Raw genomic sequence first — 19545 nt, forward strand, 5'->3', positions numbered from 1 at the left:
TCAATTACCTTATGGTTTTAATATGGTTTTAATATGGTTTTGATAATCCTGACGCCATTCTTCCGGTAGCTGGTTTAGGATATTCACCGAGCGATGGTGGTAGGCCTCTTCGTAGTGATACTGCATCGTGCTATCGCCAACTAGCACGCCCGCGGCATACATGGTGCTGCTACTTTCTGTCAGATCTTTGATGGGGTCGTCAGTGGAAAGGTGCAGGTTGTACACCTCAATTTCGCCGTGTTGTTTGTTGATACGGCTGATAGCACAGTCACACTCTGGGGTTAGCAGTCGACTGGTCAGAGTCAATTCACTCGCCAGTTTCACTCCGGTGGTAGTGCAAAAGGGGTGGCCCAGACTGGTGATAAGGGTTTTGAGCTGGCCGCTACTATCCCTGACTTCAATCTCAAGATAGTTTTGCTCCGTGCCGGTAATCACATCTTCGACTCTTAACGCTCGCCCATCCTGCGATTGCACCCATTCACCAATAAAGATGTCGTCAATGGCTTTTTCTTTACCATCCTGCATCAAAATGGGAGTGCCTTTACCTAAACAACCATAGGTAATCTGCATGGGTTTTAGTGTGTTGGTATTTAAAAAGCGCTGTTCAGGATCGAACGGACCGGGAGCATTGGTAATAAAACTGGCTACACTCGCTCCTTCAATTTGTAATGTCACTTTAAAGATATAATAAACCCGCTCACCGGAATCAAAATCGGGACGTTTGAATTTAAGCCAGTCTAGATCCCACGATAAAACGTTGCCATTAATTCGGGTTTTAGCGTCGTCAAAGAAATTAAAGTCATTGGCAGGGGTGATCGGATCGCCGCCCTGACGTTCGCGGACCAGATAAATTGAGTTATACGCGTTTATAGGCTTGCCATTATTTAAATCAATATTGCCGAAGTAAGTTACGCTGCCTTTTATCGGTACGGTGACATTGCCGTCAAAATTATTAAAGTAGTCACAGTCGCTTTCTTGACGGGCCAGACAGATTTTTATCAGATTATTTTTATTTAAATCAGCAGGAGAATCATTTTGAATTAATTTTGGGTAACTTTGTGTGGTAACAATTTCGGCCCCGTAAACTGTCTGGTTATTCACCGTTTGGGCGAAGGTATAGATGATATTAACCGGATAGCGGGTTTGTTTTAAACTGGCCGGGAAGGTGCCATTAGCCTGGATGGGGCAATTAGCAGTATAAATATAGTTCTTTTTACATTGTACTGTTCCCGCAGGGCTGCCTGATTCGTCAAAAATACCTAAGGTTTGCGTGATGTTTACGGCTGACACCGGCAACGAACCAATGGCATTTGCTGAGAACGTTTGCCCATCAGTAGAATCCAGGCTGACGATGCTGTGTACCTGTTGTGCGCTATCGCTATCCCCCATCGCCAGTGAGCTGACGGCATATTTAGCCAGTTTGTGGTTTGCCCAGAGCTGACTGAAATTAGGACAACGAACGAGGCTGATACCTGCCAGTCCCAGTTGAATATCATAAAATTTCACCAGCAGCGGATCGTTGGTATTAATTATAAATACACCGGTGTTTGCATATTTATTAATTACACTGCTAATAATATTATTCTCAGAAAAACTATTTTTTCCTGAAGGCATAGTTGCAGATTGCATAATATCATTTCCCAATGAGTTTACTGTGATTATCTATACGAAAATTCTCTAAAGCATAGGGCGTTTGATAGAATATAGAGACAAATATTCAGCGTAATAAAACAAGGTGTTGGCTTAGTAACTCAAAAGCATTGACTGAAAATTTATATTTTCTATCTTTCGTATGCTGCCAGTTTTATGTAGGTAGCCGCGTTGGTTACTTGTTCTATCCGAGAGTCTGGCTCGGAAAGAGCCAATATGTTGTTAAGACAGAAATATTTTCTCCTGAGACGATGATTTTTTTGTGGGTAATATTGAAAATTTATTAAAATGGTGACGGTGTTCAATAGAGTAAATTAATTCAGTGTTACTCAATATCGTAACCCTAGAAAATAATGTTAGCAGCAATGCAAAAAAAAACCACTGAGGAAATAGAGAATAGAGGGAAGCCGTCTGGGAAAATGTGCACAGCAGGATGGTGATGAGAATGAAATAATAGGCTTTATATTCGTATTTTTATTGAGTTTCCTCTCCTTATTCCTTTATCTTACGTTTACTCATCCAATTTGTTGAATATGCTCAGCGCTGAGCATAAATACAACATTATTCAATTGAATTCATTCGTTAATATAATGGATTAAACGTGATAAAAAACGACGTTATTTTATCAGAAACGATTTCGTCGTATCGAACCCACAGCGCAACGCTACTTGAAAGCGGTGACCAACCACGATCACAACTGAAGTTATTACAAATAAAAAGATAAAAAATAGTCTAATCTAATGATAAATAATGATTTTATTTTAACGCCAGCAGCTTGTCATATAACTGTAATATTTCATACATTTTTCTGTCATTAAACTGTCCTATTTTCCCTCCTGCACCATACTTAATCTGATGAAAACAATTTATACACTTGGTACTTGAGTTGCAGCGTTGTTAGCTTGGTTCATTACTCAGCCCATCCTGCAATACCAGGTTCTTTGGTATAGAGTTAATTCTAATATCCCATTAGGAGGGATTATGAAACTGATGCGTACCACCGTAGCCAGCATTGTGGCAGCGACTTTATCTATGACCACTGTGTCCGCGTTCGCTGCTGCAAGCCTGACAGGTGCAGGTGCGACATTCCCCGCGCCGGTGTATGCCAAGTGGGCAGATTCTTATCAGAAAGAAACAGGTAACAAAGTTAACTATCAAGGGATCGGCTCTTCAGGTGGCGTAAAACAAATCATTGCCAATACTGTTGATTTCGGTGCTTCTGATGCGCCATTAGCAGACGATAAGCTGGCGGCTGAAGGTTTGTTCCAATTCCCAACTGTGATTGGTGGTGTGGTGCTGGCCGTTAATATCCCTGGCATCAAATCTGGTGAACTGACTTTAGACGGTAAAACACTGGGTGATATTTATCTGGGTAATGTGAAGAAGTGGAATGACCCGGCGATTGTGAAGCTGAATCCGGGCGTTAAATTGCCAGATCAAAATATTGCAGTGGTGCGCCGTGCTGATGGTTCTGGCACTTCATTCGTATTCACCAGCTATCTGGCTAAAGTGAATGCGCAGTGGAAAGAGAAAGTGGGTGCAGGCTCAACGGTTAACTGGCCGACCGGTTTAGGTGGTAAAGGTAACGACGGTATTGCGGCATTTGTTCAGCGCTTGCCAGGTGCCATTGGTTATGTGGAATACGCTTATGCCAAACAAAATAACCTGGCTTACACCAAACTGGTTTCAGCCGATGGCAAACCAGTCAGCCCAACAGAGCAAAGCTTTAGCGCTGCGGCCAAAGGTGTAGACTGGAGCAAAACGTTTGCTCAAGACTTAACCAATCAGAAAGGTGATGATGTTTGGCCAATTACCTCTACTACTTTCATTTTGGTGCACAAAGAGCAGAAAAATGCGGCTAAAGGCACTGAAGTACTGAAGTTCTTTGATTGGGCATACAAAAACGGTGCTGAACAAGCTAATGCGCTGGATTACGCCACATTACCAAAAGAAGTGGTTGAACAGGTTCGTGCAGCTTGGAAAACCAATGTTAAAGACAGCAATGGTAAGCCAATCTTCTGATTGAAGTTAGTTTTGCCTGTAATAATTTATTTATAAGATATTGATTTAATATACCCAAAGTAATTGAAGTTGCAGGTAGGCGGCAAGTGAACGAACCCCGATGAGCTGACTCTGGTCAGTGATTCGGGTGAGCGAACATAACCAATAACCCTGCGGCTTCAAGTACGAAGGGAATTAACACCCGGATGAGAAGAGAGTCTATGGCTGATTATAAGCCGACTACCAAAGCACCGAGCAAATACGGTGACATCATTTTCAGCGCGCTGGTTAAACTGGCTGCGCTGATTACGCTATTTCTGCTGGGCGGCATTATCATTTCATTGATTGTTGCTTCTTGGCCAAGTATTCAAAAATTTGGTTGGGCTTTCCTGTGGACCAAAGAATGGGATGCCCCGGCTGAGCAGTTTGGTGCATTAGTGCCGATTTATGGCACAGTTGTCACCTCTGTTATCGCCTTACTTATTGCAGTCCCGGTCAGTTTTGGTATTGCCTTGTTCCTGACTGAGCTGGCCCCTAACTGGCTAAAACGCCCACTGGGTGTGGCTATCGAACTATTAGCGGCTATCCCTAGTATTGTTTACGGGATGTGGGGTTTGTTTGTTTTCGCTCCCTTATTTGCCCGCTATTTCCAAGAACCCGTCGGCAACGTGATGTCTGGCATCCCGATTGTGGGTGTGTTGTTCTCAGGCCCGGCATTCGGTATTGGTATTCTGGCCGCAGGTGTCATCCTGGCCATCATGATTATTCCTTACATTGCAGCGGTTATGCGCGATGTGTTTGAGCAAACCCCGGTGATGATGAAAGAGTCAGCCTATGGTATTGGCTGTACCACTTGGGAAGTTATCTGGCGCATTGTGCTGCCTTACACCAAAAACGGTGTGATTGGCGGTGTGATGCTGGGCCTGGGGCGCGCTTTGGGTGAAACCATGGCAGTGACCTTTATTATCGGTAACACCTACCAACTCGACAGTTTCTCACTCTTCATGCCAGGGAACAGTATCACCTCTGCGTTAGCGAATGAGTTTGCTGAAGCGGAGTCCGGTTTACATACTGCCGCGCTGATGGAATTGGGCCTGATATTGTTCGTGATTACCTTTATCGTGCTGGCGTTATCTAAGTTAATGATTTTGCGTCTGGCTAAGAAAGAGGGGCGCTAAGATGGCGACAATGGATATGCAAAGTGATGCGACGCTACTGGAAACCCGCCGTAAAAAGCAGGCCTGGCGTCGCCAAAAGAACCGTATAGCCTTACTGCTTTCAATGGCTACCATGGCGTTTGGTTTGTTTTGGTTGGTGTGGATTTTGTTCTCCACCGTGACCAAAGGAATTGACGGCATGTCTTTGGCGCTGTTTACCGAGATGACTCCGCCACCCAATACCGCGGGTGGTGGTTTGGCTAACGCCATTGCCGGCAGTGGTTTATTGATCTTATGGGCCACAGTCATTGGCACCCCTCTGGGTATCATGGCGGGGATTTACCTGGCTGAATATGGCCGTAAATCCTGGTTGGCGGAAATTACCCGCTTTATAAATGATATTTTGCTATCAGCACCTTCCATCGTGGTCGGTCTGTTTGTCTACACCATCGTGGTTGCCAAGATGGAGCACTTCTCCGGTTGGGCTGGGGTGATTGCATTGGCGCTGTTACAAGTGCCGATTGTTATCCGTACTACTGAGAACATGCTCAAGTTGGTACCAGATAGCCTGCGTGAAGCTGCCTATGCCCTGGGAACACCGAAATGGCGCATGATATCGGCTATTACGCTGAAAGCGTCTATCTCCGGTATTTTGACAGGCATCTTGCTCGCGGTAGCACGTATTGCCGGTGAAACAGCACCCTTGCTGTTCACATCGCTCTCCAACCAGTTCTGGAGCACTGATCTGAGCCAGCCTATCGCTAACTTGCCGGTTACTATATTTAAATTTGCCATGAGCCCATTTGCCGAATGGCAACAACTGGCTTGGGCAGGGGTGCTGCTAATTACCCTGTGTGTATTGTTACTGAATATTCTGGCTCGGGTTATTTTCGCGAAGAAAAAGTATTAATCGGCTGCGTAAGTATCAGCATTGAGTAATGAAAATACCGAATCGCCAATAAATTTCAAAATGCGGCTACGGCAGCATTGGCTAAAAGAGAGAAGTCTTGATGAGTATGGCTACTGACATCAATAACAGCAAAATCCAGGTTCGCGATCTGAACTTCTACTATGGCAAATTCCATGCGCTAAAGAATATCTCGCTGGATATTGCTAAGAACCAGGTCACAGCATTCATCGGGCCATCAGGTTGCGGTAAATCTACTCTGCTGCGTACATTCAATAAAATGTATCAGTTGTATCCTGATCAACGTGCTGAAGGCGATATTTTATTGGACGGTCAGAATATCCTGACTGACAAACAAGATATTGCGTTGTTGCGGGCTAAAGTTGGCATGGTTTTCCAAAAACCGACCCCGTTCCCGATGTCGATTTACGATAACATCGCCTTTGGTGTGAAACTGTTCGAAAACTTGTCCCGTGCTGATATGGATGAACGGGTGCAATGGGCGCTGACCAAAGCGGCATTATGGAATGAAACCAAAGATAAATTACACCAGAGTGGTTATAGCTTGTCAGGCGGGCAGCAGCAGCGTTTGTGTATTGCCCGTGGTATTGCTATCCGCCCTGATGTATTGCTGTTGGATGAGCCTTGCTCAGCGTTGGACCCTATATCCACCGGTAGAATTGAAGAGTTGATCAGCGAATTGAAGTCCGATTACACGGTAGTTATTGTGACGCATAACATGCAGCAAGCTGCACGTTGCTCAGACCATACTGCATTTATGTATCTGGGCGAGCTAATCGAATTCAGTGATACCGATACCCTGTTTACTGCGCCACAGCAGAAACAGACGGAAGATTATATTACTGGTCGCTATGGCTGATCGGCCTATCCCCGTAATACTTCAAGCTGCATGTGCGTTGGCTGCTTTCGTTCACCCCAGTCACTTACTTGAGTAAGCTCCTGGGGATTCGCTCAATTGCCGCCTTCCTGCAACTCGAATTATTTAGGGTATACATCAATTTCGCCTACTTACACGTACGGGAAGTATTATGGATAACTTGAATCTGAATAAACATATTTCCGGCCAGTTCAATGCAGAACTTGAACATATCCGCACCCAAGTATTGACCATGGGTGGACTGGTGGAACAACAATTATCTGACGCGATCACCGCAATGCATAATCAGGACGGTGAACTGGCGAAGCAAGTGATTGCAGGCGATAGAAAGGTCAATATGATGGAAGTGGCGATTGATGAAGCCTGTGTGCGCATCATTGCCAAACGTCAACCTACGGCCAGTGATTTACGCTTGGTGATGGCGATTATTAAAACTATCTCTGAGCTGGAGCGCATCGGTGACGTAGCAGATAAAATCTGCCGTACCGCGCTGGAAAAATTCTCTCATCAGCATCAGCCTTTGTTGGTTAGTCTGGAGTCTTTGGGCCGCCATACGGTGCAAATGTTGCATGATGTGCTGGATGCTTTCGCACGTATGGATTTGGACGAGGCTATTCGGATCTATCGCGAAGATAAAAAGGTTGATCAGGAATATGAGGGCATCGTGCGGCAATTGATGACTTATATGATGGAAGATCCGCGAACTATCCCAAGTGTACTGACTGCCCTGTTTTGCGCTCGCTCTATTGAGCGTATTGGCGACCGCTGTCAGAATATTTGTGAGTTTATCTTCTATTTCGTCAAAGGGCAGGATTTCCGCCACCTTGGTGGCGATGATTTAGAGAAACTGCTTTCCAGTAAGACTGAAAAATAACGATTTCCCCAATCATCCTGGCGAATTAGGCAGGTTGGGGATTGTTTTTTGTATTTGCCCTCCTTTTTTGAACAATATAAGATAACTCTATATTGTTTCATGTTTGTTTATATTCTAAACCCTAATTTGTTGACATAATAAAATAGCATTGTGTTCCTCTGTTTTTATATATTCCTGATAATTTTGTTATAGGTGGGAAATATATTTTCCTTTTGACGGAAGATGTATTTCCTATATCTAAATTGTTTTTTGTGATATTTAAATTTCAGCTTAACATGATTATTTTGGTATGTTTTTACGCGGGAGCGGGATAAGTGAACATGGGTCTGTATACACACAAAAATGTAACGCTTAGCCTATTTTGGTTGCTATGGATAGCATGTTTAGTGAGCTATATAGTCTACAATTTATTTTTTTATCTACTGCTTGCTCCTACTCTATTCCTTATCTTTATCTTGATAAAAATTATGTTTAAAAAGAAAACTAACAGTAATAATGAGGTGTTTCCTGTGACGAATATTCCCCATAAAGCCCATTCACCATTAACTGATTTGTCACCAGATACAACTAAAACAAATACCGTTATCGCCGCAGGTACGCAATTAACAGGTGATGTTAGGCTTGATGGCGACATTCAAATTTATGGTGTAGTGGTCGGCGATATTATCGTTAGTGATGGCACCATAAGGCTGATGCGCAGTGGCAAGATTGAGGGTAATTTAACCGCACCACACATTACGGTGGATGGACGTATTGAAGGGATCTGTGTTTCTGATCATCTGGAAATTCTGGAAAATGGACGTTTAAACGGCATTGTGAAAGGCAGTAATTTCTCAATCAAGAAAGGTGGCGTCTTTATCGGTCAGTCTGAGATAACAGAGGAACCTGACAGCCAAAGCAAGGGTAAAGTAAAACCTGCTGTAATAGTGCCCCAGGAAAAGGCTAATACAGAAGAAGCCCGATCTGATGCCAGTTCCAGTAGCAAATAATTCTGCCAGTTCACTTTTTTCTAATACATGCTAATAACACGATTGGGCTAAATTTTAGGGCTACGATCGTGTTACTTGCTCACTTTTTTGGGTGTTTTTTCATCGATTATTTTTTTATTTGCTGAATATACAGCATTTTTCAACCTACAACTTCAGAAACAGGCTTTGGGATGCACTCTAAGGCTCCCTATTCTCCTCATTTTCCTTTGCCACCGATCCCACTTTCTTTGCCAATATAATCAGACTAATTGACTGAGATTAATTAGTTATAAATATATCGTTTTATATTATTTCCTGACCTAACGCCGAATTGATAGCTTATCCACATCGCAACATCTCAATCATCTTAGGAGCTTTCAATGAAGCAATCTCTGTCCACAAAAAAAAGCGCACTGGCATTAACGCTGTTAGCGGGTCTGGCGACGCTGTCTGGTGCAGCCCACGCTGATAAACTGGATGATATCAAGCAAGCGGGTGTGGTGCGGATTGCTGTTTTTGATAGTAACCCTCCATTTGGTTATATCGACCCACAGACTAAAAAGCTGGTGGGATATGACGTGGACGTGGCGAATGCTATCGCGAAAGATCTCGGTGTAAAAGTAGAACTACGCGCCACTAACCCGGCCAACCGTATTCCATTACTGACATCGAAGAAAGTTGATCTGATTGCGGCAAACTTCACTATTACTGATGAGCGCGCTAAGGAAGTTAACTTCAGCCTGCCATATTTCGCTACGGGTCAGAAATTTATCGCGCATAAAGGTGTGCTAAAGACACCTGAAGATATCGGCAAATTACGTATTGGTGCGGATAAAGGTACGGTTCAGGAAATTACCCTGCGGGAGCATTATCCAACCGCAAAAGTGATTTCTTACGATGATACACCGCTGGCATTTACTGCTTTGCGTAATGGTAACGTTCAAGCTATCACCCAGGATGATGCGAAACTTGTCGGCCTGCTCGGTAACTTACCGGCGGCACAAAAAGCTGATTTTGAGATCTCACCGTTTAGTATTACCAAAGAGTACCAAGGGGTTGGTATTCCTAAGGGTGAAGAGCGCTTAACGGCAAGTATTAACGAAACACTGGTGAAATTGGAAAAAGATGGCGAAGCGGCGAAGATTTATGATCGTTGGTTTGGCCCAGCAACCAATGCAGCCCAGCCGCGCGGTGAGTTTAAATTTGCGCCACTGGATCAGCAACCTAAAGCCTAATATATCCATCGTCCTTGAAGTTGCAGGGGTGTTAGCTGCGCGCACTTACCCGAATCACTTACTTGAGTAAGCTCATCGGGGTTCGTTTGCTGGCTGCCTACCTGCAACTCCAATGACTTTGGCTATAACGTTATGACTCATAGGTATCTAAGAGTACAAAAATGGATTTTATTGTATGCCTAAAAAATACTCTATTAAGGCGTCAAACAGAGATAGGCCTAAAATCCTATGAATCTACATCATCTCACTGATTGGTTGTTGGCCCCGCAATATCTTAACTGGCTGTGGCAGGGGTTTCTGCTTACGTTGTGGATTTCTGCCTGCACGGTGGTTGCTGCCACGTTATTAGGCTTTTTGCTCGCTGCCGCCAGAGATAGTGAACTTAAAGTGCTGCGGTGGTTTGCTGTTGGCTATAGCACGCTATTTCGCAATACGCCGCTGCTGATACAACTGTTCTTTTGGTATTTTGCTGCCAGTCAGTTTCTGCCTGCTTCCTGGGTTCCATGGCTCAATACGCCCCATGAAATCACCTTTATCGGACTCACGTTAAGTTGGCCTTCTTTTGAATTTTTAGCCGGGTTTATCGGGCTAACCCTCTATTCCACGGCGTTTATTGCTGAAGAATTACGTTCTGGGATCAGCGGTGTCGCTAAAGGACAAAAATACGCGGCACATGCGCTGGGGTTAACGGGCTGGCAATCGATGCGCCATGTGGTGTTGCCGCAGGCGTTGAAAATTGCCATGCCGCCATTGTTGGGCCAGTACATGAATATTATTAAAAACTCCTCTTTAGCGATGGCTATCGGGGTGGCTGAGCTTTCCTATGCTTCTCGTCAGGTTGAAACCGAAACATTGCGGACATTTCAAGCCTTTGGGGTGGCAACAGTATTGTATATCGCCATTATCGCGTTGATTGAAGCCTGGGGCATGTGGCGTCAACAGCGAACCACAATCAGGGGGCATTGAGATGGATTTTACAATTATTGCTGATAACTGGACTTATCTACTGTGGGGTACTTTCCCTGATGGCCCTCTGGGTGGGGCGGCATTAACCCTGCTGATCAGTATCATGGCTGGAGTGGCCTCCGCAATCTTAGGGACCGTGCTGGGGGTATTGCTGGCAATGTCTCGTGGTGTTTGGGCGGGCGTATTGGCGGCTTTTTTGGGCTTTTTCCGCGCCATCCCGGTGATAATGCTGATTTTTTGGACTTACTTCCTGCTGCCAATTGTATTTGGTGTGGATATCCCCGAAATCACCACGGTGGTGTGTGCACTGGCATTGATTGCTTCCGCCTATCTGGCGCACGCAGTAAAAGCGGGGATTGTGGCGATAGGTGCAGGGCAGTGGCAGGCTGGGTTGTCGCTAGGTTTTAACCGCTGGCAGGTTTTATGGTTTGTGGTCTTGCCGCAAGCATTGCGCATGATGGTGCCATCATTTATCAATCAATGGATTTCATTGATTAAGGACACATCGCTGGCTTATATAGTTGGGGTGAATGAACTGACTTTTCTGGCAACTCAGGTTAATAACCGCAGCATGGTTTATCCAATGGAAGTGTTTCTGTTTGTCGCGTTGGTCTACTTCGTTTTATGCCTGGCTTTGGATTTATTGGCAAATGGCCTTAACCGCCGTTTTAGCCCACAGCATGCTATTAAGAAACAAAGTGCCATTAAACGTTCATGGCGCTGGTTGAGTCATAAACCAGCGCCGTCGGCACACTAATGATGAGTAATCTGCCAGCCTCTTTCGCGCCACAAGTCAGGCAGTTGCTGCATATCATCAAACATGGTGACTAGCGGGTGGTGTATCGGCTGGTTGTGTGGATCGGCGCAGTAGTAAAATACCGGTATACCTGCGGCAATCCCAGCGTGGGTGCCGGCCGCGGAGTCCTCCACCAAAATGCAGTGCTCGGCGGCCACCTGCATCTCTTTTGCCGCGTGATAAATCAGCGCGGGATCAGGCTTCCAACGCTGAATGTCGTAACCGCTATAGAGGCGCGTATCAAAGAAAGACAGCAGGCCAGTCAGGCCAAGGGAGTGCTGCATTTTGCTCGCTGGCCCGTTGGAGACCACGCAGACGGGCAGGGTGATTTGCTCCAATAGCGCTTTTGCCCCAGCAATAGGCTGTAATTCGGCATCAAACAGGCGTGCAACCTCAGCGCGGTAGAGTTTTTCCAGCGTTGCTATTGATTCATCCAGACCGTTTTCTTTACTCACCAGCGCGACTATTTCATTCAGTTTTACCCCTTTAAAACGCTTAATCACCTCTTCCAGCGACAGGTGAATACCGTAATGGGCAAACATCACGACGTATGCACGACAACACAGAACTTCACTGTCAACCAAGGTGCCATCGCAATCGAACATGACGCATTCAATGTTATTCACTCTACTTATCCTTAAATTGTGCAGATCTACGTTCACTTCACTTTAATCATCCTGAGTAAGAATGCGATGTTTATTGACCCTACTAGCAGAAAAACTAATAACAAGTTAATAAAATACAACGGGTTGAATAATATGCAGTCATAATGAAGGCGTTGTTGCGCAACAGTGAAGATAAAAAATAGCCAAAAAAGAGTGTGATCCCGCTCTAAACAATAGTTTTTTGTTATAGGATATCCCCCGACTATCACTCCCTTCTGTGGAACTCTTCGAATGAGTAAACCAAACCTTGATACTGAGCAGGGGCTGCTCGAACGTGTATTTAAACTGAAACAGCACGGTACCACGGCACGTACTGAGTTGATTGCCGGTATCACTACCTTTTTGACTATGGTCTATATCGTGTTCGTAAACCCCCAGATTTTAGGGGTTGCGGGTATGGATGTGCGGGCTGTTTTCGTGACAACCTGCCTGATTGCCGCCTTTGGTAGTATCTTTATGGGCTTATTGGCTAACTTACCGGTAGCACTGGCTCCGGCGATGGGGCTTAACGCTTTCTTCGCTTTTGTGGTGGTTGGCGCGATGGGTATTTCATGGCAAGTCGGCATGGGTGCTATTTTCTGGGGCGCAATCGGTTTCCTTTTACTGACCATTTTCCGCATCCGGTATTGGATGATTGCTAACATCCCACTGAGCCTACGGGTGGGGATTACCAGTGGTATTGGCCTGTTTATTGCCATGATGGGGCTGAAAAATGCCGGTATCGTGGTGGCAAACCCGGATACCTTAGTCGCGGTAGGTAATTTGACTTCTCACAGTGTGCTGTTAGGTGCGCTGGGCTTCTTTATTATTGCGGTTCTGGCCTCTCGCAATATCCACGCTGCGGTGCTGGTGTCGATTGTGGTCACCACGCTGATTGGCTGGGCGCTGGGTGATGTGCATTACTCTGGCATTTTCTCCATGCCGCCAAGTGTGACTTCGGTGGTCGGGCAGGTGGATTTAGCCGGAGCGCTGAATATAAGTATGGCGGGGATCATTTTCTCCTTCATGCTGGTTAACCTGTTCGATTCATCCGGCACATTAATCGGCGTCACGGATAAAGCGGGCTTAACCGACCACAAAGGCAAGTTCCCGCGCATGAAGCAAGCGCTGTACGTAGATAGCATCAGCTCGGTAGCCGGTGCTTTTATCGGTACCTCATCGGTGACCGCGTATATTGAAAGCTCCTCAGGGGTGTCTGTCGGGGGTCGTACTGGTTTAACGGCCGTTGTGGTTGGTATCTTGTTCCTGCTGGTGATGTTTGTGTCACCCCTGGCCGGTATGGTGCCTGCTTATGCCGCTGCCGGTGCGTTGATTTATGTTGGCGTGCTGATGACATCTAGCCTGTCACGGGTGAAGTGGGATGATTTGACTGAAGCCGTTCCTGCGTTTGTTACCGCGGTGATGATGCCGTTTAGTTTCTCTATCACTGAAGGGATCGCGCTGGGCTTTATCTCTTATTGCCTGATGAAGCTGGGCACTGGCCGTTGGCGTGAAATCAGCCCATGCGTAGTGGTTGTTGCGCTACTGTTTGTGCTGAAAATTGCCTTTGTTGATCACTGATAGCCGATCATAAAAACGCCCCCCTTTCGACACCGAGGGTGGGGGCGTTGTCGTTATAATCTTATGCTTTTAACTGAGCGCTGATTTGCTCCAGTGCCTTTGTCGCACATTGTGCGTCCAAATGCCCGCCCGGTGCACCGGCAACACCCACTGCACCGACCACCTCATCCCCTGCTTTCACTGGCACGCCACCCCCTAACAGCAAGAACCCTGGAATGTCTTTCAGGTTGTTGGCCGCAGGTGTCTTTTGGCTGTTTTCCATCACTTGCCCGCTTGGGGTTTTAGTCGATAGTGCCGTAAAGGCTTTTTGCTCGCTGGCTTTAACGGTGTGCGGACCGGCATTATCAGCACGTAATACAGTTTTGATGATCCCAGCACGGTCAACCACAGTTACCGCCACGTTGTAACCATCCGCCTGGCAAACAGCGAGGGTGCGGCTGGCCAAATCGGTGGCCAGCGCCTGAGAGATATTACGTTCAGTGTTCAGACCCGCAGCAGAGGCTTGAGCTATCAGGCCAATGAATAAGGCGGAGGTCAGGGCAATAGGCTTGATCATATAAAATCCTTATTGTTAGCGAAGTGATTTCATCACTGTGCCGCTATGTTACGGCGATAAGTGGTGAAAAAACATTCGGCTAACTACCCGTTTTACTCCGTACTTCTACCTATTCCCTTCGGACTTGGCGCCGCAGGGTTGTTATCTGCGCTCACGCACCCGAATCACTTGACTGCGTAAGCTCATCGGGATTATGTCACCCTACGGGCCAGCGCAGGCGCTGTTCAACATGGTTTACAACCAATTTGTTGTTCACTTGCTGCCTACCTGCAACACCAATTACTTTGAGTATATTATTGGTAGGATATAGGAGTAATTATGAATAAGTGATGCCAGCGAGTTGACCTCCAGCTTGGAGAATATATTCGCGCGGTGCGCTTCAACGGTTCGCGGTGAAAGTGACAACATATGGGCGATTTGCTTGCTGGTTTCCCCTTGGATAATCAGCGCGGCGACTTCCCGCTCGCGGGGTGAGAGCTGGCTAAGTAACTGTTGATAGCTCACTTGCTGCTTTTTCACTGCCAGCGCTTGCTCATGTTGCTCCAGTGCCATGCCGACCGCCTCGATCAGCACATCGGCGTCGATAGGTTTGGTCAAAAACTCCAGCGCTCCACCTTTAAATGCCCGGCGGCACAATTCAATATTACCGTGCCCAGTCATTATGATGACCGGAAGAGTGCTATCACGGCATTGAATGGCTTCTAATACTGCCATCCCACTCTTACCCGGCATTCTGATATCCAGGAGTACGCAACTTGGCTGGGTTATTGCCAATGTATCGAGGAAATGCTGGCCGTCACTGAATGCTTTTACTTCCCAGCCCAGGGTGGCGAGTAATGCGGTTAGCGCGGCGCGAACACCGTCATCGTCATCAATCAGATAAATGTGTTTTGTCATGCGTATTCTCGCCAATCAGGGGAAAGGTTAGGGTAAAACAAGCCCCGCCATATTCACTGTTTGCGGCTTTTATGTCACCTCCCATTCGCTGTACCAATGTCTCACACAGGGTTAGCCCTAATCCCAGGCCACTCTCGCGAGTGGTATAAAAAGGTGTGAACAGGTGGTCTAACTGCTGATGGCTTAGCCCCGGCCCATTATCTTCTATCTGAATTAGCCATTGCTGTGGTTGCAGGCGGGCAGTGAAATAAATTAACGGGGTCGCAGTATGTTGTACGGCATGGATAGCATTACTGAGTAAATTATGCAGAATTTGCTCCAGCCATAAAGGATCGGCCGAGAGTGGTGGTAAATTCGCTGGAATACTATTCACAACCGTTACTTTGCTGGCGGCTATCTCATTACTTAATAAAGCATTCACGCGTAACCAGATATCCGCTACCACCACCGGTTGTAAATTCACCTGCCCACGGCTGAGTAATGTGCGTAGCCGCTCCAGTAGCGCCGAAATCCGTTTGATTTGCTCAACTGACGCCCGTAGCAGTGGGGTAATTTTGTCGTCCTGCACGGGTAATAACCGCAGAGCGGTTTGGTTATACGTCAGGGTGGCAGTGAGCGGCTGGTTCAACTCATGGGCGATACCTGTGGCAATTTCCCCCATGGCATTGAGTCTGGCTTGATCAGCAAATTTAGCCCGTTGTTCGGCGCGATTGCGGTATTGCGCCAACTGCTGCCAACGGTGCCAACCATAGAGGGTAGCTCCCCATATGAGTGAAAGCAGGAGGGCAGTTAACCAAGGCAGGTCACGCCAAAGAGGAGTTGCATAGCCAGTTAACGCAAAGGATTGAGCGCCCTCTCCCAATGGTTTTTGCCATTGCCAAAAGCTGTCTGGATTTGGCTTGCCCAGCACAGCTAACAGATGTTGCTGATAGCGCAATGTCACGCTGTCGAAATTTTCTGGTAAACCCACTACCTGTAACAGTTTTAACCCATTAATCTGCAAGCAACTGCCATTGTATGAGTTCGATAGCTGATAATCACCGCCGTGAACTTGCAGCGTTAACTGGCCTGCTTTTGATTTGTCGGCTTTAGTTTGGCTAATTGCGACTAATTGCGGGAAATGGCGCTGTAGTTGCGACAGTTGGTTTGGTTCAAGAGTCAGAAACAAAATAGCCTGTTGCTGGGCTAATTGCTGGCTCAATTCACGGTGGGTAATACGAAATTCGGCCTCACGCTCAGCTTGCTGCTCATTTAAACCATACCAACCCAGCCAGAGAGTGGATATCAGGGTCAGGATAAGCCAGACAGTGATTTTAACGGCCATTTAGCAGCATCCAACATGTGTGGGTCAAGAGAGTAACCCCCAATCACCAGCGGCCAGTGGGGGTTTTGAATCATGGGTTACTTCACGCGGACACGATCAATATAGGTCGCAAAGGCTGCTAGTTGGCTGGTAAGGAAATCCAGCGTTCCTTGATCAATCAACGCCTTGGCATGCTCATCCACTTTGCTTTGAATCACGCCACCCATAAATTCAGGCTTATTCATCACCATCGCATCAAGGAAAACCAGGATCTGACGTAAGTGATACTGGCAACGTGCTCCACCCACCGGCCCCATTGAGCTGGTTTGAATAGCAACTGGCTTGCCTGCCAGTGGTTGGTTTGGCAAGCGAGACAACCAGTCGATCGCATTCTTCAATCCACCTGGCACCGAATAGTTATATTCCGGTGTGACGATGATAACCCCATCAGCTTGACGAATCTGCTCAGCAATAGCTTGAACTGTAGCCGGGAAGCCGTCTTCCTGCTGAACATCAGCATCATAAAGCGGAATATCACGAATAGAAGGCAGTGCTTCAATGGTGACGCCTGAAGGCGCTAATTTAGGCAGTGCGCGGGCTACCATCGCATTGTAAGAACCATTACGCAGGCTACCCAGTAGGGTAACAATTTTAAGGGATTGCTGTGGCATGACATACTCCCGTTCAGTAAATGGATGAGGCTTTATACCCGTCATCTTTCTCATTGCAGGTGTGTTGGCCTCTCACCTGCATTTTGAAATCTATTGGTTATTTGTTACCAGAGTAGGCCAAACTTATGCGACAAAACAATGACTATCTCGCGTATGACGACATTTAAACATTACTTAAATTGGTGTTAGGGGGGAATTATTACGCTGAAACTGTGACCGCAGGAGAGGAACGGAAAAATCGTTTTTATCAGTCATCAAGTCTGTGCGCAAAATGCCGTTAATAGATCTGGAGCTATCCAGCTCTCTTAATTGAGCGACACGATAATGCTAAAAACCACTCAAGCCCGCTTTACCTTACTCGTCAGTGCGTTTTTTATTTTATTACTGATAATCACCGTGGTGGTTATTCAGCTTTTTGTGACACCACAACTCAAACAATCTGAAAGTACCATTGTCGGTAATAGCGTTGACCAAATTGCGACGGCAATCACGGCGCAAATGAACAAAGTGGAAGCGCAAGCCCGCAGCATTACACAGGCTGTTGCCATTATGGACAGCAATACCATTGATCAACTATTACCGGGGCTGGTGGATCAGTACGGCGACAGTAATGTGTTTGGTGGTGGCATTTGGCCATTACCTAATAAACGTGAGCAAGGGGTGACTAAGTTCAGCACTTTCTTTGCCCGTAATGGAGAAAATAAGTTAACGGTCAACACCCATTGGAATTCACCAGAATCACAAAATTATTTTGAGCAACCATGGTACAAAGATGGCTTAAATGCGCCTAAAGGCTTCTGCGCGTGGGCTAAGGCCTACCAGGATGATGCCAGCCCACAGCCAAGAACCAACTGCGCGATGGCAATTTATAAAGGTGACGAGGCCTACGGTGTTTCAACCATTGACGTTACTTTAGGTTTCTTTAACCGTTTGGTTAAAGAAATGGAACAGAAAGTGAATGGCACTATTCTGATTGTCGAAGCTGATGGCAAGATTGTCGGCAGCAGTGCTCTGGCGGATGGCAAAGCCGAATTAAAAAATCTGTCTGACTTTGCGGCCAACTCGCCGATGGCGGCTGAAACCCAGCGGTTATTGCCGCAGTTAAAAGATCAAAAAGCACTGGAGAGTGAATTTGATGTCGACGGTACCTCTCACACCCTGTTTATTCGCCCGATCGCCAATAGCCCGTGGTATTTGGTTACTGACTTACCAACCAGTTTATTGGTTAAACAGAGCCACGCCATCCTGTTGCATCTGGGGTTAGTACAGATTCCAATTATGCTGTTATTGCTCTTGTTCCTGGTGTTTTCTATCCGCGTCTTTATGAAACGCTTAGCGGCTTTGAAAGAGAATATCACTGCATTATCGGCGGGAGGGGCTGATTTGACTCAGCGCTTACCGGAAAGCAATAGCCCAGAATTCAATGCAATTAACCAAAGTTTCAACAATTTTATCGACTATTTACAGCAAATGATGCGGCAAGTCGGTGAAAGTAGCCTGGCTATTGCCTCAGCATCGCGCCAGATAGCTAGCGGTAATCTGGACTTATCCGCCCGTACTGAAGATCAGGCCAGTTCAATTGAACAAACCGCAGCCTCAATGGATGAACTTACCAGCACGGTGAAACAAAATGCGGATAACGCCAGTCACGCCAACCAATTGGCGAGAGATGCTTCTACTGTTGCGGTGAAAGGTGGCAAGGTGGTGAAACAGGTGGTGGATACCATGGGTTCAATCAATCATTCATCGAAGAAAATAGTCGATATCATTAGTGTGATTGACAGTATCGCCTTCCAAACCAATATATTGGCACTTAATGCGGCGGTAGAAGCAGCAAGAGCGGGTGAACAAGGCCGTGGTTTTGCGGTGGTGGCATCAGAAGTGCGTAATCTGGCGCAGCGTTCAGCGACATCTGCTCGTGAGATTAAAAAACTGATCGAGGACTCGGTGGCTGATATTGCCATTGGTACTGGCTTGGTGGCTGACGCGGGAACCACTATGGATGATTTAATGAGCGGGGTGTCCAATGTGGCGGCATTAATGAATGAAATCATGTCATCCAGTCAGGAACAAAGTTTGGGTATCGAACAGGTTAATCTGGCAATCAATCAGTTGGATAATTCAACACAGCAAAATGCGGCGCTAGTGCAACAAGTTGCTGCTGCGGCTCAGGCGATGCAGGATCAAACTTTACAGTTGGAGAGTGTGATTAGCGGCTTTAAAGTTTAATTTTATACCTGTCATACTTCAAGCTGCAGGTGTGTTGGCTACGTTTAATCATCCGAATCACTTACTTATGTAAGCTCATCGGGATTATGGGCCTCTAATGAGGCTCACTCTGCGGGCCAGCGCAAGCGCTGTTCAACATGGTTTACAACCAAGTTGTTATTCACTTGCCGCCTTCCTGCAACTCGAATTATTTAGGGTATATATTGCAGTTA

At 46.4% G+C, this 19545-nt stretch carries 17 protein-coding genes; 11 read left to right on the forward strand and 6 right to left on the reverse strand.

Annotation, left to right across the window (positions count from 1 at the left end):
* Window positions 1–9: 9 nt before the first annotated feature.
* Window positions 10–1629, reverse strand: a complete 1620-nt coding sequence (locus V1953_RS21405) for a Hint domain-containing protein (protein ID WP_442851283.1) — start codon at window positions 1627–1629, stop codon at window positions 10–12.
* Window positions 1630–2631: 1002 nt separating this feature from the next.
* Between V1953_RS21405 and pstS the strand changes: the two genes are divergently transcribed.
* From pstS to V1953_RS21450, 9 genes are all read left to right on the forward strand, one after another.
* Window positions 2632–3672: a phosphate ABC transporter substrate-binding protein PstS gene (pstS, locus tag V1953_RS21410; protein ID WP_083161568.1), complete on the forward strand. Its 1041-nt coding sequence runs from the start codon at window positions 2632–2634 to the stop codon at window positions 3670–3672.
* A gap of 200 nt (window positions 3673–3872) precedes the next feature.
* The gene (gene pstC / locus V1953_RS21415; RefSeq protein ID WP_005186724.1) at window positions 3873–4829 is read left to right on the forward strand and encodes a phosphate ABC transporter permease PstC; all 957 of its coding nucleotides are present in this window, start codon (window positions 3873–3875) and stop codon (window positions 4827–4829) included.
* A 1-nt stretch (window position 4830) separates the two neighbouring features.
* On the forward strand, window positions 4831–5718 hold the full coding sequence (gene pstA / locus V1953_RS21420; protein WP_005186725.1) for a phosphate ABC transporter permease PstA: 888 nt from the start codon (window positions 4831–4833) through the stop codon (window positions 5716–5718).
* Window positions 5719–5818: 100 nt separating this feature from the next.
* Window positions 5819–6595 carry a phosphate ABC transporter ATP-binding protein PstB gene (pstB, locus tag V1953_RS21425; protein ID WP_004713904.1) on the forward strand — a complete coding sequence of 259 codons (777 nt, stop codon included), beginning with the start codon at window positions 5819–5821 and terminating at the stop codon, window positions 6593–6595.
* A 169-nt stretch (window positions 6596–6764) separates the two neighbouring features.
* Window positions 6765–7487 (forward strand): phosphate signaling complex protein PhoU, encoded by a 723-nt coding sequence (gene phoU / locus V1953_RS21430; protein ID WP_049612252.1) that lies wholly within the window; start codon window positions 6765–6767, stop codon window positions 7485–7487.
* A 320-nt stretch (window positions 7488–7807) separates the two neighbouring features.
* The gene (locus V1953_RS21435) at window positions 7808–8476 is read left to right on the forward strand and encodes a bactofilin family protein (protein ID WP_420072752.1); all 669 of its coding nucleotides are present in this window, start codon (window positions 7808–7810) and stop codon (window positions 8474–8476) included.
* A 359-nt stretch (window positions 8477–8835) separates the two neighbouring features.
* A complete protein-coding gene (locus tag V1953_RS21440) occupies window positions 8836–9690 on the forward strand; it encodes an ABC transporter substrate-binding protein (protein WP_083161564.1) in 855 nt (284 codons plus the stop codon).
* A 228-nt stretch (window positions 9691–9918) separates the two neighbouring features.
* On the forward strand, window positions 9919–10656 hold the full coding sequence (locus V1953_RS21445; protein ID WP_083161562.1) for an amino acid ABC transporter permease: 738 nt from the start codon (window positions 9919–9921) through the stop codon (window positions 10654–10656).
* Between the two features lies 1 nt (window position 10657).
* A complete protein-coding gene (locus V1953_RS21450) occupies window positions 10658–11413 on the forward strand; it encodes an amino acid ABC transporter permease (RefSeq protein WP_372560188.1) in 756 nt (251 codons plus the stop codon).
* Here V1953_RS21450 and yieH read toward each other — a convergent pair.
* Entirely contained in the window at window positions 11410–12078 is a 669-nt protein-coding gene (gene yieH / locus V1953_RS21455) for a 6-phosphogluconate phosphatase (protein ID WP_442851284.1), read from the reverse strand. The two genes, V1953_RS21450 and yieH, sit on opposite strands and share 4 nt — an antisense overlap.
* A 270-nt stretch (window positions 12079–12348) precedes the next feature.
* Between yieH and V1953_RS21460 the strand changes: the two genes are divergently transcribed.
* Window positions 12349–13677: an NCS2 family permease gene (locus V1953_RS21460; protein ID WP_005186735.1), complete on the forward strand. Its 1329-nt coding sequence runs from the start codon at window positions 12349–12351 to the stop codon at window positions 13675–13677.
* 61 nt (window positions 13678–13738) lie between these two features.
* Here V1953_RS21460 and V1953_RS21465 read toward each other — a convergent pair whose 3' ends face one another.
* From V1953_RS21465 to V1953_RS21480, 4 genes are all read right to left on the reverse strand, one after another.
* Window positions 13739–14233, reverse strand: a complete 495-nt coding sequence (locus tag V1953_RS21465; RefSeq protein WP_005186737.1) for a GlcG/HbpS family heme-binding protein — start codon at window positions 14231–14233, stop codon at window positions 13739–13741.
* Window positions 14234–14512: 279 nt separating this feature from the next.
* Window positions 14513–15130, reverse strand: coding sequence for a response regulator transcription factor (locus tag V1953_RS21470; protein ID WP_083161556.1), 618 nt, complete (start codon window positions 15128–15130; stop codon window positions 14513–14515).
* Complete coding sequence (locus V1953_RS21475; protein WP_442851285.1) at window positions 15105–16454, reverse strand: sensor histidine kinase; 1350 nt, start codon at window positions 16452–16454, stop codon at window positions 15105–15107. Before V1953_RS21475 ends, V1953_RS21470 begins: the two co-directional genes overlap by 26 nt.
* Window positions 16455–16531: 77 nt before the next feature.
* On the reverse strand, window positions 16532–17104 hold the full coding sequence (locus V1953_RS21480; protein WP_083161552.1) for an NADPH-dependent FMN reductase: 573 nt from the start codon (window positions 17102–17104) through the stop codon (window positions 16532–16534).
* 324 nt (window positions 17105–17428) lie between these two features.
* Here V1953_RS21480 and V1953_RS21485 point away from each other — a divergent pair, with 324 nt between their 5' ends.
* On the forward strand, window positions 17429–19333 hold the full coding sequence (locus V1953_RS21485) for a methyl-accepting chemotaxis protein (protein WP_083161550.1): 1905 nt from the start codon (window positions 17429–17431) through the stop codon (window positions 19331–19333).
* The last annotated feature ends 212 nt before the right edge of the window (window positions 19334–19545 follow it).

The sequence above is a fragment of the Yersinia sp. 2541 StPb PI genome, from assembly GCF_052217145.1.
In the GTDB taxonomy this organism is placed as follows: domain Bacteria; phylum Pseudomonadota; class Gammaproteobacteria; order Enterobacterales; family Enterobacteriaceae; genus Yersinia; species Yersinia enterocolitica_E.

What these genes read in the sequence shown, in the direction of transcription:
- phoU (WP_049612252.1), top strand. Translation starts at nt 6,765, where the DNA reads ATGGATAACTTGAATCTGAATAAACATATTTCCGGCCAGTTCAATGCA.
- V1953_RS21405 (WP_442851283.1), bottom strand. Translation starts at nt 1,629, where the DNA reads ATGCAATCTGCAACTATGCCTTCAGGAAAAAATAGTTTTTCTGAGAAT.
- pstC (WP_005186724.1), top strand. Translation starts at nt 3,873, where the DNA reads ATGGCTGATTATAAGCCGACTACCAAAGCACCGAGCAAATACGGTGAC.
- V1953_RS21485 (WP_083161550.1), top strand. Translation starts at nt 17,429, where the DNA reads ATGCTAAAAACCACTCAAGCCCGCTTTACCTTACTCGTCAGTGCGTTT.
- V1953_RS21450 (WP_372560188.1), top strand. Translation starts at nt 10,658, where the DNA reads ATGGATTTTACAATTATTGCTGATAACTGGACTTATCTACTGTGGGGT.
- V1953_RS21465 (WP_005186737.1), bottom strand. Translation starts at nt 14,233, where the DNA reads ATGATCAAGCCTATTGCCCTGACCTCCGCCTTATTCATTGGCCTGATA.
- V1953_RS21475 (WP_442851285.1), bottom strand. Translation starts at nt 16,454, where the DNA reads ATGGCCGTTAAAATCACTGTCTGGCTTATCCTGACCCTGATATCCACT.
- V1953_RS21445 (WP_083161562.1), top strand. Translation starts at nt 9,919, where the DNA reads ATGAATCTACATCATCTCACTGATTGGTTGTTGGCCCCGCAATATCTT.
- V1953_RS21480 (WP_083161552.1), bottom strand. Translation starts at nt 17,104, where the DNA reads ATGCCACAGCAATCCCTTAAAATTGTTACCCTACTGGGTAGCCTGCGT.
- pstA (WP_005186725.1), top strand. Translation starts at nt 4,831, where the DNA reads ATGGCGACAATGGATATGCAAAGTGATGCGACGCTACTGGAAACCCGC.
- pstS (WP_083161568.1), top strand. Translation starts at nt 2,632, where the DNA reads ATGAAACTGATGCGTACCACCGTAGCCAGCATTGTGGCAGCGACTTTA.
- V1953_RS21460 (WP_005186735.1), top strand. Translation starts at nt 12,349, where the DNA reads ATGAGTAAACCAAACCTTGATACTGAGCAGGGGCTGCTCGAACGTGTA.
- V1953_RS21470 (WP_083161556.1), bottom strand. Translation starts at nt 15,130, where the DNA reads ATGACAAAACACATTTATCTGATTGATGACGATGACGGTGTTCGCGCC.
- pstB (WP_004713904.1), top strand. Translation starts at nt 5,819, where the DNA reads ATGAGTATGGCTACTGACATCAATAACAGCAAAATCCAGGTTCGCGAT.
- V1953_RS21440 (WP_083161564.1), top strand. Translation starts at nt 8,836, where the DNA reads ATGAAGCAATCTCTGTCCACAAAAAAAAGCGCACTGGCATTAACGCTG.
- V1953_RS21435 (WP_420072752.1), top strand. Translation starts at nt 7,808, where the DNA reads ATGGGTCTGTATACACACAAAAATGTAACGCTTAGCCTATTTTGGTTG.